The following is a 13,028-nucleotide window of genomic DNA, read 5'->3' on the forward strand; positions in this document are numbered from 1 at the left end:
GCCGTTCGCGACTTCGCGCGCGACAAGTTTCGCCACGGTGCGAATCCGCTCGGTGCCCGCCATCGACGTGCCCCCGAATTTCATCACGATCCGCGCCATCTCGCCCCGCTTTCCTGATCTGGTTTCGGCCGCAACTTTCCCAAGCATTTCTGCGGCGCTCGCGTCGTTACGGAAGGGGGCGGTCGATGGCAAGACCGGCATCGTATGCGCGGGATAGAATTTCTTGCATGGCGCGAGGCACGGTGCCACATCGCAGGGCATGAGTGCTGCCACGATCAACCCGCACGAAGCCGCCCATTTCGGGGCGCTGGCCGCCGACTGGTGGGACCCGCACGGTTCGTCGGCGATGCTGCACAAGCTCAATCCGGTGCGGCTGGCCTATATCCGCGACCGGATCGACGCGCATTGGCATGTCGATGCGCGCGACCGTTTTGCGCTGGCGGGGCGGACGGCGCTCGACGTCGGATGCGGCGCGGGGCTGCTTGCGGAACCGCTGGCGCGGATGGGGGCCACTGTCACCGGCGTCGATGCGGCGCCGGAGAATATTGCCGCCGCGCGCGAACATGCAGCGGGGCAGGGGCTGGCGATCAGCTATTTCGCGGGTGAACTCGCCGCGCTGCCGCCTGCGACTTTCGACCTCGTCACCTCGATGGAGGTCGTCGAACATGTCACCGATCCCGCCGCCTTTATCGCCGAACTCGCGGCGCGGCTGGCGCCCGGCGGGCTGATGATCTTGTCGACCCCGAACCGCACGATGCTGTCGAAGCTGCTGCTCGTCGAAGCGGCCGAACGTATCGGCGCCGTGCCGCGGGGCACGCATGACTGGGACCAGTTTCTGAAGCCCGAAGAGCTGACAAAGCTGCTCGAAGGCGCGGGGCTGGAGGTCATCGACCGTACCGGCCTGTCGCCGTCGGCCGCCAAGGGCTTCACGCTCGGCGGCAGCGAGACGCTGAACTATCTCGTCGCGGCGCGATGGCCCTAGGTCAGAAGTCCACATCCTCATAATATTTGGGCGGCGTCACGATTTCCATTCGCTCGGCGAGCAGCGGCCGGAAGCTCGGGCGCGATTTGAGGCCTGAATACCAGCCCTTGGTCTGCTCATGTCCGGTCCAGTCGATGCCGCCCAGATAATCGGCGACCGAGATATGCGCCGCGGCGGTCAGGTCGGCGAGGCTCATCGTCGCGCCGGCGAGCCAGGTGCGGTGGTCGATCAGATAATCGACATAGTCGAGATGGTTGTTCGCGGCCTTCATCGCCTCGCGAAGCGCGCCGGCGTCGGGCGGCTGGCGATGGACGATGCGTTTCTGCATCCGTTCAAACAGCAGGGGGCCGGTGACTTCATAGTAAAAATCATGGTCGAACCAGGACGTCAGGCGGCGGATTTCGGCGCGGTTGGCCGCCGTTCCGTTGATCATCGCCTTGCCTTCGACGGTTTCCTCGAAATATTCGGCGATTGCCATGCTGTCCATCAGCACCTGGCCGCGCGCCTGGTCGACCATCACCGGGGTGCGCCCAGCCGGATTGAGGTCAATGAATTCGTCGCGGCGTTCCCACGGCGATTCGCGCACCAATTCGTAACCGACGCCCTTTTCACCCAGCAAAAGGCGGACCTTGCGCGAAAAGGGACAGAGCGGGAATTGATAGAGTTGCCACATGGGTCCGGCATAGCGGCAGCGGGGCGCCGCGCGCAACGGCTATGCGAATAGCCTACTGGCATCCCGGTCTTCGCCGGGATGACGGAAAGACAGGTTATCGCCGCGCGTCGGCGCGTTCGCGTTCCCATTGTGCGGCGAAGTCGCGCGCCATGTCCTTGAGCAGCGGCGCATAAGCGGCGATCGCCGATGCGGCGTGCCCCGCCATGCGCGTCCCGGCGCGCACGTCGCTACCCATGCGTTCCGCATAGTCGGGATCGCGGCCTGCAAGCTCGCCCAGCGTTGCATCGTCGGGAATATAGGCGGCGTCGGATTCGGGGTCGATCTGGGCCACGGCTTTGGCAAGCGGGCCGACCTGCATCTGCATCAGGGCGCCGACCATCGCGGTGATCGTGTCGGCCATGCGGTCCTGCGCCACCGGGTCGTTGAGCGTCGCGACGGTGTCGTTCATCTCCCTCAATTCACTGGCGGCGGCGGGGACCGGCGCGGCGAGCGCGAGCAGGGGAAGGGCGATCAGGGCGATACGCGTCATGGCTCGATCCTTTCACGGGACGAGGGGGGCAGCAAAACGCGGTTCTTAGACGATCGACGCTTTCGCTGGGCTGAACGCATTTGAGGCTTGCGACAAGATGTTGTGCGGGCGCGATAAACGGCCCTCGCCATCGCTTGGCGATGGCGATCGCCCGAAGTGTGGTGGAGTGGGGGCAGCGACCTCGCGTCACTGCCCCCTCCGTCAGCGCTTCGCGCTGCCGCCTCCCCATGCGTGCGGCGCGGGGAGGATTGCGATCATTCCGCGGCGACCACCTCGGCCTCGGCATCGCTCAGCGGGTAGGCCAGACGCGACAGCATTTCCTTCGGGCATACCTGCCAGAATTGATCGCGCCAGCGATCCCAGTCGGCGAGCACTTCGCCGGACCATTTGCTGCCCGTTGCCTTGGCATGATCCTCGATCAGTTCGCGCACCACGCTTTCCCAATGCGCGCTGTCGATCCGTTGCCAGACGATGGATTCGCTATTGGCGCGGCGTTCAAACTGGCCGTCGGTGTCGAGGATGAACGCCATGCCGCCGGTCATGCCCGCACCGAAGTTCGAGCCGACGGGGCCAAGGATCACCGCGGTGCCGCCGGTCATATATTCGCAGCCGTTGGCGCCGCAGCCTTCGACCACGACCTTGGCGCCCGAATTGCGGACGGCGAAGCGTTCGCCCGCCTGACCCGCCGCAAGCAGCGTGCCCGCGGTCGCACCATAGAGGACGGTGTTGCCGACGATGCTGTTGTGCTGACTGACGAGTGGGCTGGAGACGGTCGGGCGCACGATGATGCGGCCACCCGACAGGCCTTTGCCGACATAGTCGTTGGCGTCGCCGAACACCTCCAGCGTCACGCCCTGGCACAGGAAGGCGCCGAGCGACTGGCCCGCGGTGCCGCGCAGGCGCACCTGCACATGATTGTCGGCAAGCCCCTTCATGCCGAAGCGCGCGGTGACCTCCGCCGACAGGCGCGTGCCGACGGCGCGGTGCGTGTTGCGGACATTATAGGTCAGTTGCATACGCTCGCCGCGATCGAACAACGGCTTGGCATCGCCCAGGATCTGCGCGTCGAGGCTGTCGGGCACCGGGTTGCGGAAGTTCGGCCCCTGCGAACGGCGCTGATCGTCGGGTGCGTCGACCTTGGCAAGGATGGGGTTGAGGTCGAGGTCGTCGAGATGTTCGGCGCCGCGACTGACCTGGCGCAGCAATTCGGTGCGGCCGATCACTTCGTCGAGGCTTCGGTAACCGAGCTTTGCCAGGATTTCGCGCACTTCTTCGGCGATGAAGGTCATCAGGTTGATCACCTTCTCTGGCGATCCGGTGAACTTCTGCCGAAGTTTCTCGTCCTGCGTGCAGACGCCGACCGGGCAGGTATTGCTGTGGCACTGGCGAACCATGATGCAGCCCATCGCGACGAGGCTGAGCGTGCCGATGCCATATTCCTCGGCGCCGAGGATCGCCGCGATCACGATGTCGCGCCCGGTCTTGAGGCCGCCGTCGGTGCGCAGGCGAATGCGATGGCGCAGGCCGTTGAGCGTCAGCACCTGATTGACTTCGGACAGGCCCATCTCCCACGGGGTGCCGGCATATTTGACGCTGGTTTGCGGGCTGGCGCCGGTGCCGCCGGTGTTGCCCGCGACGAGGATCACGTCGGCGTGCGCCTTGGCGACGCCTGCTGCGACGGTGCCGATGCCCGCCGAGCTGACGAGCTTGACGCAGACCCGCGCCTTCGGGTTGATCTGTTTCAGGTCATAGATGAGCTGGGCCAGATCCTCGATCGAATAGATGTCGTGGTGCGGCGGCGGGCTGATCAACGTCACCCCCGGCGTCGCATGGCGCAGACGCGCGATGAATTCGGTGACCTTGAAGCCGGGCAGCTGGCCACCTTCGCCGGGTTTGGCACCCTGTGCGACCTTGATCTCGATCTCGTCGCACGCGCCAAGATATTCGGCGGTGACGCCGAAGCGGCCGCTCGCGATCTGCTTGATATTGCTGTTGGCGTTGTCACCATTCGCATAGGGCGTGTAGCGCTCGCTCGCTTCGCCGCCTTCGCCCGACACCGCCTTGGCGCCGATGCGGTTCATCGCGATCGCCAGCGTTTCATGCGCTTCCGGGGACAGCGCGCCGAGCGACATGCCGGGGGTGACGAAGCGTTTGCGGATTTCGGTGATCGCCTCGACGCTGTCGAGCGCGATGCCCTGCGCGGGGTAGTTGAATTCCATCAGGTCGCGCAGATAGATCGGCGGCAAATCGGCGACGCCGCGCGAAAATTGCAGATAGGTCGAATAGCTGTCGGTGGCGACCGCGGTTTGCAGCAGGTGCATCAGCTGCGCCGAATAGGCGTGCGCCTCGCCGCCCGCCCGCTGGCGATAGAAACCGCCAATCGGCAGGGTGGTGACGCGCGCGTCGAACGCGGCCTCATGCTTCTCGGTCGCGTTGATGAACAGCGATTGATAACCTTCGCCCGAAATCTTGGCCGGCATACCGGGGAACAGGTCGTTGACGAGCGCGCGGCTGAGGCCGACCGCCTCGAAATTATAGCCACCGCGATAGGAGGAGATCACGGCAATCCCCATCTTCGCGAGAATTTTGAGCAAGCCGTCGTCGATCGCCTTGCGGAACCGCTGGCGGCAGTCGTCCAGCGTCAGCTCGCTGCCAAACAGTCCGCGCGCGTGGCGGTCGGCGATCGCCGCTTCGGTCAGGTAGGCGTGGACCGTCGTCGCGCCGACGCCGATCAGCACGGCAAAAGCATGGGTGTCGAGCACCTCGGCCGACCGCACGTTGATCGAGGCATAGCTGCGCAGCCCCTTGCGCACGAGGTGCGTGTGGACGGCGGCGGCGGCCAGCACCATCGCGACCCCGACGCGGCCTTCGCCGATATTCTGGTCGGACAGGAACAGTTCGGAGCGTCCGGCGCGCACCGCCTCCTCTGCCTCGCGGCGGACACGGGCGATCGCCTCGCGCAGCGCCGACGCGTCGGCGCCCGCGGCAAAGGTGCAGTCGATGTCGGCGACGGCATCGCCGAAATAGGCGCGCAGCCGGTCCCAATCATCACCCACCAGCACGGGCGAATCGATCACGAGGACGTGGTCGCTCTGGCCCTTTTCGTCGAGGATGTTCGCGAGATTGGCAAAGCGCGTCTTCAGGCTCATCACATGGCGTTCGCGCAAGCTGTCGATCGGGGGGTTGGTGACCTGGCTGAAATTCTGGCGGAAGAACTGCGCGACATGGCGCGGCTTGTCCGAAATGACCGCGAGCGGGGTGTCGTCGCCCATCGACCCGATCGCTTCCTTCGCATCCTCCACCATGGGGGAGAGGATCAGTTCCATATCCTCCATCGTCAGCCCCGCCGCGACCTGGCGGCGGAGCAGTTCGGCGCGATCGAACATCGGCAGGCTGGATTTGCCGCCTTTCGGCAGGTCCGCCATCGTGCGGAAACCCTTGACGCGCGAGGGATAATCCTGGGCGTCGGCGATCTTGTCCTTGATCGCGAGATCTTCGTAGAGCGTGCCGTCGTCGAGATCGACCGCGATCATCTGGCCGGGGCCGAGCCGTCCCTTTTTGCGGATGCTCGCTTCGGGCAGCAGCACCATCCCGCTTTCGGACCCGACGACGAGCAGATTGTCGGCGGTCAGCGTGTAGCGCAGCGGACGCAGCGCGTTGCGGTCCATGCCCGCGACCGCCCAGCGGCCGTCGGTCATCGCGAGCGCGGCGGGGCCGTCCCACGGCTCCATGACACTGGCGAGATAGCTGTACATCGCGCGGTGATTATCGGGGACGTCGCTCTCGCCCGCCCAGGCTTCGGGCACCAGGATCAGCTTTGCGGTGGGCGCATCGCGGCCGGCGCGGCACAGCGCCTCGAACACAGCATCGAGCGCGGCGGTGTCCGACGCGCCTGCCGGAATCACCGGCTTGATGTCTTCACTATGCTCGCCGAACGCGAGGCTCGCCATCTTGATCTCGTGGCTTTTCATCCAGTTCTTGTTGCCGCGGATCGTGTTGATTTCGCCATTGTGGGCGAGGCAGCGGAACGGCTGCGCCAGCCACCATTGCGGAAAAGTGTTTGTCGAATAGCGCTGGTGAAAGATTGCGACGCGACTCTCGAACAGCTTGTTCGTGAGGTCGGGGAAGAAATCCGCCAGGCTCTCGGCAAGGAAGAGGCCCTTGTAGATGATCGAGCGCGCCGACAGGCTGCAAATGTAGAAATCGGCGATCTGCGCCGCGATGACCTTTTTCTCGATGCGGCGGCGGACCAGATAGAGCTGCTTTTCAAATTCGGCGATCGATTGTTCGTCGGGCAGGGGGCCAGCGATCATGATCTGTTCGATCTCGGGGCGCGTGCGCTGCGCCTTGTCGCCGATCACCGACACATCGACCGGCACCTGGCGCCAGCCATAGATGGTAAAGCCGGCGTCGATGATCTCGGCCTCGACGATCGTGCGGCATTCCTCCTGCGCGCCAAGGTCGGTGCGGGGCAGGAAGATCATGCCGACGGCGAGCCGGTTCGGGCGCACCTTGTGCCCCGACGCGGCGATCGCATCGTCGAAGAAGCGGACGGGCAAGTCGACATGGATGCCCGCACCATCCCCGGTCTTGCCGTCGGCATCGACCGCGCCGCGGTGCCAGACGGCCCGCAAGGCTTCGATCGCCGCCTCGACGACGCGGCGCGACGGCTTGCCGTCGGTCGCCGCGACCATGCCGACGCCGCAGGCATCGGATTCCATGTCGGGGCGATACATGCCTTCGGCTTCGAGCCGCGCGTGATCGGGGGTGGGGTAATGGGTCATCATCTTCGTTCCTGATGCTTTATAATCAACCCGCCATCCCGGCCTGCGCCGGGATGGCGGATGTTCGTCAATCCGGCAGTCGTTCGCGCGCCTTGTTGGCGGCTTCGGCTTCGGCTTCGAGATACGCCGTCGTGGCGGCGGCCGAAGCGGCTTCCAGATCCATGACGCGTTTCAGGTCGTCGGCCGACCAGTTGCTGCGATCATATGCCGGGTCGTCGACCGCCATCGCGGCGGCATCGGCCGCGGCATTCGCGGCATCGGTCGCCGCGTCGGCGGCATAATCGTCGGCGGCATCGACCGCGACCGCATCGGCGGCTTCGACCGTATCATTCTTCCACATGTCGCGCTGGTCTTGCAGCACTTTCACGTCGACCTTCATCAGCCTTGCAAGCTGGGCGAGCTGCTTGTCATCGAAATCGGCCAGCTGCTTTTCCTTGGGCAGATCCTTCATGTCCTTTTCGATCTGCGGCGCGCGGTCGATGAATTTCGTGATCAGCGGCGGGACCGCCTTGATGATCGCCAGCATCACTTCGGGGTCGGCCTGCAACGCCATCCATTCGTTGGCGTAAAGGGCGCCGGTGGGCGTCGCGAGAAAGCCGTTGAGGTCGGTGAGCTGCGCCGCGCTGAACTTGCGGGCATAGGCTTTCGCCATCCCCTCGCGCATCGGCGATTCCATGTCGCTCAATACTTCGCTGATCAGCGGTTTGATCACCCTGGTGATCTGCTCTTCGCGCTCCTTGCGGTGCGGATCGAACATATCGGCGACCTTGGTCTTCGTCGCTTCGTCGAGCGCCGCGATCTTTTCACTTTCGACGCCGGTCTTGATGGATAGCATCAGGTCCGACTGCCCGCCGAACTCGCCCATCAGCGTTTTGAACATCTTGCCGTAAAGATTGTCCATCATCTTTTCGAGGCTGCCGCCGGGGACCAGTTGGCCCATCGTTTTTTGGGCAAGCGCGAGGCGCGCCGGTTCGATCGGCGGCAGGTTGCCGGTGTCGAACATCTTTTCGATCAGCGCGATCGCCTCGTCCATTTCCTTCTGCATCTTGGCCTTTTGCTCTTCGACATAGGCCTCGCTGTCGAACGGAGCGGACGTCTCCTCTTCGAGGTCGGGCGCGACGACTTCGGCCACGGGTGCTTCCTGCTGCGCGGCATAAGCGGATGCGCCGAGCGGCAGCATCGCCGCGGCGCCGGCGACCAGAATCGATTTGAATGTCGGCATCGTGAATTTCCTTCCCCTGTTGGTCATGCCGCCTTCTTTTCTTTTTTCGCCTTCGCCTTCAACCACTTTGCCATATGGTCGCTGACATCGCGGCCGTCGCGGATGCCCCAGACGACCAGGCTGGCGCCGCGCACGATGTCGCCCGCCGCAAAAACACCGGGAAGGCTGGTCATCATCGTCTGATGATCGACGCGCAGCGTGCCCCAGCGGGTCACCGACAGGTCGGGCGAACCGAACAGGTGCGGCAGCTCTTCGGGATCGAAACCCAGCGCCTTGATCACCATGTCGGCCGGCACGTCGAACTTGCGGCCGGGGTCGGCCTCCGGGCTGCGGCGTCCGCTCGCATCGGGCGCGCCGAGGCGCATCCCCGCCACCGCGACCTGTTTTACATGCTGGTCCGCGGTGAAGCTTTCGGGTGCGGAGAGCCAGACGAACTCGACGCCCTCCTCCTCGGCATTGGTGACTTCGCGCTGCGACCCCGGCATATTCTCGCGGTCGCGGCGATAGAGGCATTTCACCGACTTCGCGCCCTGGCGCACCGCGGTGCGGACGCAGTCCATTGCGGTGTCACCGCCGCCGATAACGACGACATGTTTGCCCTTGGCATCGAGACGCCCGTCGTCGAAGGCGGGGACGTCATCGCCAAAGCTTTTGCGGTTCGACGCGATCAGATAGTCGAGCGCGGCAATCACACCCTTGGCGCCGTTGCCGGGAACGGCGATCTCGCGCGCCTTGTAGACGCCGGTCGCGATCAGGATCGCGTCATGCTTCTGGCGCAGCTGGTCGAGCGTCGCGTCGTCGCCCACCGCGAACCCCAAATGGAAATGGATGCCGCCCTCGACCAGCCGGTCGATGCGGCGCATCACGACATCCTTTTCGAGCTTGAAGCCCGGAATGCCATAGGTGAGGAGCCCGCCGGCGCGGTCGTGCCGGTCATAGACATGCACGTCATGCCCCGCGGCGCGCAGATATTCGGCCGCCGTCAGCCCGGCCGGACCCGCGCCGATCACGCCGACCGACTGGCCGGTGGCGGCGCCCGCATGCAGCGGTTCGACCCAGCCCTCAGCCCAGGCGGTGTCGGTGATATATTTCTCGACGCTGCCGATCGTCACCGCGCCATGGCCCGAAAATTCGATGACGCAATTGCCTTCGCACAAGCGATCCTGCGGACAGATGCGGCCGCAGATTTCGGGCATCGTCGACGTCGCGTTGCTGAGTTCATAGGCTTCGCGCAGGCGGCCCTCGGCGGTCAGGCGCAGCCAGTCGGGAATGTGATTGTGCAGCGGACAATGCACCGAGCAATAGGGCACGCCGCATTGCGAGCAGCGCGCCGCCTGTGCGTCGGCGTCGGGCGCTGCGTAGCGCTCGGCAATTTCGCGAAAGTCGCGCGCCCGTTCTTCGGCGGAGCGCTTGTCCGGATAGGATTGTTCACGCCCCACAAATTGGAGCATGCGATCGGAAGCCATGCAATATCCCCTTCTGGAGCGGGGATTTGCATGGCCGGAAAAGCCGTGTCACGGGCAAATTGCCAGATAGGTCAGTGTTTATAACCTATTTTTGGTACACATCACGCAGAAAAATCGGTTCGCGCAATTATCTTTCGCAAATTAGTATCGCGTCGGACCTATCGCAGCGATAGCAACAAAAGTGCGCCGACGCCGACGATGATACGATACCAGGCGAAAGGGGCAAATCCGAAGCGGCCGACAATGGCGACAAAGGCTTTGACGACGACCAGCGCGACGACGAATGCGACGCCCAGGCCGATCGCAATCGCGTTCATGTCGTCGAAGGTCAGGAGCGCGCGATCCTTCCATAGCGAATAGGCGGTCGCCCCCATCATCGTCGGCACCGCCAGGAAAAAGCTGAATTCCGCCGCGGTCTTGCGTTCGACCCCCATCAGCAACGCGCCCATGATCGTCGCACCCGACCGGCTGACGCCCGGGATCATCGCGACACATTGCATCACCCCGACGGCGATCGCGGTTCGCATCGGCATGCCCTCGACGCTTTCGACCTTCACGGTCTTGACCATCCGTTCGATCAACAGGATCGCAACGCCGCCGACAATCAGTGCCACGGCGACCGTCGTCGGCGATTCGAGCAGCGCCCGGATGCCCTTGTAAGCCACGGCGCCGATGATCATCGCGGGCAGGAAGCCGATCACGATGTTGCGCGTGAAAGCGATCGCCGGGGGATCGGCGCGAAGCAGGCCCTTGCCGACCGTCCAAAATCGCTGGCGATAGGCGACGAGAACCGCGAGGATCGCGCCGAGCTGGATCGCGATCTTGAACGCTGCCGACCCTTCGCCGGTAAAGCCTAGCAATTCACCGGCAAGGATCAGGTGGCCGGTCGAGGAGACGGGCAAAAATTCGGTCAGCCCCTCGATGATGCCGAGCAGAATGATAGTCAGAAGGTCGTGCATGTAGGGTCCTGGGGATCGTCATCCCCGGCAATCACATGGCGACCGCCGGGCGGGCGGAAAGGATCAGGCGGGGGTTTTGACCGCGAAGCGGCCGTGGCGGCGATATTGGACGAGCCAGCTGTCGGACACGGAGCCGAGCGACGTCGGCGTGATCCCGAGTTGGGCGAGCCCCGCGGCTCCGTCGGCGACGACATTATCGTGCTGGAGCATCAGCCACTGGTCCTTGGTGATCGGTGCGCCGGGCGCCCAGCCAAAGCCCGATGCGAGCGCCGAGGCGACGACATCGGGCACCTCGACGAACAAAGGCGACCGGCCGATGGCATCGGCGATCCAGCGCAGCAGCGCGCGCATCGTCAGCACCTCCGGCCCGCCGACTTCGTATAGATGGCCCGCGGCCTGCGGGGCGAGCGCCGCGACCACCGCATCGGCCACGTCGCCGACATAGACCGGCTGGAACCTGGCGTCCGGCGCGATCACCGGGACGACCGGCGCCATGCGGATCATTGCTGCGAAGCGATTGATGAACTGGTCCTCGCGGCCGAAGATGATCGACGGACGCACGATGGCAGCGTCGGCAAAGGCTGCCCGGACCGCCGCTTCGCCATCGCCCTTGCTGCGGCCATAGGCCGAGGCGCTTTGGCGGTCGGCGCCGATTGCCGAGACATGCACGAGAACGGCGACGCTCGCGGCCTTTGCGGCCGCCGCGACATGGCCCGCGCCATCGGCCTGCACGGCCTGCATATCGGCGAACGCGCCGACCAGGTTGATCACCGCGTCGCTGCCCTGCACGGCGCGCGCAACGCTGGCGGCGTCGCGCACGTCGCACGCCACGAACTGCGTCTGGCCGAGACCGCCAAGCGGTTTCAGGAAGGTGGCGGCGCGGGGCTCGCGCTGCGCGACGCGGACGCGCGCGCCGCGCGCGAGCAGCCGTTGCACGACATAGCGGCCCAGGAAGCCACCGCCGCCCACAACCGTGATCAATTGTCCGTCGAGATTCTGCATTGCGTCCGCCTGTGATCGATTCTTTTCCCGGCGCCGGGCGCGCCGCACGGGTTCCCCATGCCGCGAAGCGGGGGAGGGGGCAAGGGGCGACCGCGGCGTTGGGGCGTAAAACCCAAGGCTTTGCGATAAAATGCACCCCCGCCTGCGCACCGCGGTTGACAAGCCGATGGCCGCCCCGCTAAGCGCCCGCTCCTACCCCGTGCCCAGATGGCGGAATTGGTAGACGCACCAGCTTCAGGTGCTGGCGATCGCAAGGTCGTGGAGGTTCGAGTCCTCTTCTGGGCACCATTTATCCCATGCCATCGAATGGGCGGGATATTATTGAAAAATACGGCGTTTTCTTGCCCGGCCGTTCGATGTGTAGCGGTGGGACATGCGATGCGACACCGAAAGCGATAGCCGGGACGGCCCATTGTTTCGGCCTGTGGGGCCGCCGCGCTGGTCGGGCTGCCCGAACCGTTGCTGGCAAACCCCAGCGCGATGGTGCAGGGCGAGCCCGCGGCGTGGCGACAGGGGGCACCGACGCGTTGCGTCTATAAATGGCCGTTTGAGCATGGACAGGGCGTTGAGGTTGGCGGCGGTTGCGGGGTGGCGCGCGTCGCTTTTTTCCGGCAAGCATCCTCGATGACGGCAGCAAAGACATCGGCGCGCGCGCAGGGAAATCGCACGGCCAGAACCCGTGCTTCGCTCCTCGCGTCGGGGCGCAAGCTATTTGCCGAGCGGCCGTTCGATGCGGTCGCCATCGACGACATCGTCCAGGAGGCGGGCGTCGCGAAGGGGACATTCTACAATCATTTCGACGACAAGGACGCGCTGCTTGCCGCGATCGTGACCGATATTCGGCGTGGTATCGAAGCGCGCGTGGCGATGGTGAACGCCGCGGTCGACGATCCGGCGGTGCGGATTGCCCGCGCGATCTGTGTTTATGCGGCGATGGCGGCCGACGACCCCGTCGAGGCGCATGTCATGCTTCGCAACGATCCGCGCGGTTCGGCACGCGAGTCGCTGAACGATGGATTGCGGGGCGACCTGAATGGCGGGATTCGGAGCGGGCGCATCGCGATCCCCACGATCGACTCAGGACTGCTTTTTGTCATCGGCATCGTCCATAGCCTGCTGCTCGCGGCCGCGCGTGGGCGCGAGCGAGTGCGATCGATCGAGACCGCCGAGCAATTGTGCACGATGATGTTGCGGTCGTTCGGCCTTGATCATGACGACGCCGAACTGATCGCATCGCAGGCCGCCGACGACATCATCCGCCGACGGGCCTATGCCGCCGACGCCGAATGATGTCAGGCGACACAATGTCAGTTGGCGCGCGGCTCATGTCGATGTCGAAGCTATGGTCGCGAATCGGGTGAGAGCTGCTGATTATTCCTCGAACATGCCGAACCGTTCAATGCCGCCGGTC

Annotated in this window: 10 protein-coding genes and 1 tRNA gene; 3 read left to right on the top strand and 8 right to left on the bottom strand. The window is 64.9% G+C overall.

The features are described 5' to 3' along the window. Nucleotides 1–99: hypothetical protein (locus A3E77_RS17440; RefSeq protein WP_293648359.1), on the bottom strand; the 99-nt coding region annotated here is incomplete at its 3' end. Nucleotides 100–259: 160 nt separating this feature from the next. Between A3E77_RS17440 and ubiG the strand changes: the two genes are divergently transcribed. After that, on the top strand, nucleotides 260–982 hold the full coding sequence (gene ubiG, locus A3E77_RS17445; RefSeq protein ID WP_293648280.1) for a bifunctional 2-polyprenyl-6-hydroxyphenol methylase/3-demethylubiquinol 3-O-methyltransferase UbiG: 723 nt from the start codon (nucleotides 260–262) through the stop codon (nucleotides 980–982). Nucleotide 983: 1 nt separating this feature from the next. Here ubiG and A3E77_RS17450 read toward each other — a convergent pair whose 3' ends face one another. The 7 genes from A3E77_RS17450 to A3E77_RS17480 form a co-directional block, all read right to left on the bottom strand. Then, on the bottom strand, nucleotides 984–1,655 hold the full coding sequence (locus A3E77_RS17450; RefSeq protein WP_039575719.1) for a glutathione S-transferase family protein: 672 nt from the start codon (nucleotides 1,653–1,655) through the stop codon (nucleotides 984–986). A 94-nt stretch (nucleotides 1,656–1,749) separates the two neighbouring features. Then, complete coding sequence (locus tag A3E77_RS17455) at nucleotides 1,750–2,184, bottom strand: hypothetical protein (protein WP_293648283.1); 435 nt, start codon at nucleotides 2,182–2,184, stop codon at nucleotides 1,750–1,752. Nucleotides 2,185–2,438: 254 nt separating this feature from the next. Then, nucleotides 2,439–6,971: a glutamate synthase large subunit gene (gltB, locus tag A3E77_RS17460; protein ID WP_293648286.1), complete on the bottom strand. Its 4,533-nt coding sequence runs from the start codon at nucleotides 6,969–6,971 to the stop codon at nucleotides 2,439–2,441. 64 nt (nucleotides 6,972–7,035) lie between these two features. Next, a complete protein-coding gene (locus A3E77_RS17465) occupies nucleotides 7,036–8,190 on the bottom strand; it encodes a DUF2059 domain-containing protein (protein ID WP_293648288.1) in 1,155 nt (384 codons plus the stop codon). A gap of 23 nt (nucleotides 8,191–8,213) precedes the next feature. Next, entirely contained in the window at nucleotides 8,214–9,656 is a 1,443-nt protein-coding gene (locus A3E77_RS17470; protein WP_293648291.1) for an NAD(P)-dependent oxidoreductase, read from the bottom strand. A 158-nt stretch (nucleotides 9,657–9,814) separates the two neighbouring features. Beyond that, nucleotides 9,815–10,615, bottom strand: coding sequence for an undecaprenyl-diphosphate phosphatase (locus A3E77_RS17475; protein WP_293648294.1), 801 nt, complete (start codon nucleotides 10,613–10,615; stop codon nucleotides 9,815–9,817). 63 nt (nucleotides 10,616–10,678) lie between these two features. Next, on the bottom strand, nucleotides 10,679–11,617 hold the full coding sequence (locus A3E77_RS17480) for a complex I NDUFA9 subunit family protein (RefSeq protein WP_293648296.1): 939 nt from the start codon (nucleotides 11,615–11,617) through the stop codon (nucleotides 10,679–10,681). 201 nt (nucleotides 11,618–11,818) lie between these two features. Here A3E77_RS17480 and A3E77_RS17485 point away from each other — a divergent pair. Both A3E77_RS17485 and A3E77_RS17490 read left to right on the top strand, forming a co-directional pair. Continuing rightward, nucleotides 11,819–11,905 (top strand) — tRNA-Leu (locus A3E77_RS17485). 336 nt (nucleotides 11,906–12,241) lie between these two features. Beyond that, entirely contained in the window at nucleotides 12,242–12,907 is a 666-nt protein-coding gene (locus A3E77_RS17490) for a TetR/AcrR family transcriptional regulator (protein ID WP_293648298.1), read from the top strand. The last annotated feature ends 121 nt before the right edge of the window (nucleotides 12,908–13,028 follow it).

The organism is Sphingopyxis sp. RIFCSPHIGHO2_12_FULL_65_19 (assembly GCF_001830555.1).
Taxonomy (GTDB): domain Bacteria; phylum Pseudomonadota; class Alphaproteobacteria; order Sphingomonadales; family Sphingomonadaceae; genus Sphingopyxis.